Below are 907 nucleotides of genomic sequence, written 5' to 3'. Positions count from 1 at the left end.
CGACCATGTGTCGGCCGGGGCCTCGGCGAGCGAGTAGCACGAGGGGTCCAAACGCGGGTTCCGATCTCACAGCACGGACAGACAGATCACGACCACGCAGAGCACGGGCAGGCGGAGCACGGGCAGGCGGAGCGCGAGCAGGCGGATCACGGACAGGCGGCCCGGTCCGGCGGTTCCGGTCCGGTGCCGCCGCAGACCCCAACGCCGAATGCGCGTGGCGGTTTCCGCGACGGCCTCGCGCGTTGGTGGGCGGGTGCCGCCGACCGAACTGTATCCCGGCTGGTCGGGGTGGCTCAATGACCGTCGTGAGCCGCCACCGCGCCGCCGGCGCGGCGCTGCGCCGCAGCACGCGCCGGTGCCCCATGGCTCGACGCCCAGCCATCCCGGGCATCCCTGTCCCGCCGACGGGCCGGCCGTCGGACCGCCGCACCGTTCGCCGGAGCGCCAGCGCATCGGCGGTCCGCCGCTCCGGGCCCGTGTAGTTCGGGTTTCGGGCGCGACGGTCGAGCGCGCCGGTGCGCGACACCGGGACGGCGCGGGCCGCATGACCGCGGGCCCGGTCGGGGCGATCGGTCGACCGCGGTCCGGCCCGGGAGTCGATTGAAGTATAGTCCGTAAATACGAGAGATGATCTACTTAGCTCGTCTTTTACGAGACCTTCAGGGGTGTCGGTCGATGCTCGATCGACGGCCGGACTCCCGCACCCCTTCGCGCTCCCCGCGATCGGGTGGGTGCGCGGCGTCCCTACGGCCCGGACCGAGGCTGCTCGGGTCCGGGCTCTCCGAACCCGGGCCGCCCGTCTCCGGCTGCTCGAACCGAGGCTGATCGAACCCAGGTCGTCCACGATGTCCCGCTTCAGAATGAGCTTGCGCGTCGGCACCAAGCTCGCGATCTCGTCCGGCCTGTC

The 907-nt window shown here is 72.3% G+C and carries 1 protein-coding gene; it reads right to left on the bottom strand.

The features are described from left to right. Positions 1-66: 66 nt before the first annotated feature. On the bottom strand, positions 67-297 hold the full coding sequence (locus ABTU92_RS29460; RefSeq protein WP_408095097.1) for a hypothetical protein: 231 nt from the start codon (positions 295-297) through the stop codon (positions 67-69). Between the last annotated feature and the right edge of the window lie 610 nt (positions 298-907).

This window comes from Rhodoplanes sp. SY1 (assembly GCF_046000175.1).
In the GTDB taxonomy this organism is placed as follows: Bacteria; Pseudomonadota; Alphaproteobacteria; order Rhizobiales; family Xanthobacteraceae; genus Rhodoplanes.
The sequence above is the reverse complement of the archived record's forward strand: the minus strand, read 5'-3'. Positions and strand labels throughout refer to the sequence as shown.